1 pseudogene is annotated in these 369 nt (G+C 53.1%); it reads right to left on the bottom strand.

Annotation, left to right across the window (positions count from 1 at the left end):
* A pseudogene (locus D3D02_RS20215) lies at positions 1 to 241 on the bottom strand (ISNCY family transposase); the annotation flags it as partial.
* Positions 242 to 369: the final 128 nt, after the last annotated feature.

Genomic DNA, 369 nt, shown 5'->3' with positions numbered 1-369 from the left:
GTGCCTCCTTGCGGACGACATTCAGGAATGTCCGCGCAGGCACGCGTGGTTTCAGTCGCTGGTCAATGTCGAGGCTGACCTGCACCAGCAGGTCAACGAGCAACCACATATCGTACAGAATCACTGCAAAACCGAAGTAGAACACTCGAACGGCGGTATTTCGTGAAGTCGTCCACGCGAGGAAGTCCTTGATCGACTTGTAGCTGTTCTCTATTCCCCATCGGCGGGCGTACCGCCGCATCGAGTGGTCTGCGAAAGAGTTGAGCCCTGAGAGAGCGTTCCTATTTTGATGAAGAGTAGTCGGCGAGGTCAGTTGGTGAAGTACTTGACCGAAGAAGAACTTGAGCAAGCAATTACAGATGCACAGAA

Origin of the sequence: Halobellus sp. Atlit-38R (assembly GCF_003665925.1) — an archaeon.
GTDB classification, from domain to species: domain Archaea; phylum Halobacteriota; class Halobacteria; order Halobacteriales; family Haloferacaceae; genus Haloquadratum; species Haloquadratum inordinatus.
Note: the sequence above shows the minus strand (reverse complement) of the source record. Positions and strands in the feature narration are given on the sequence as shown.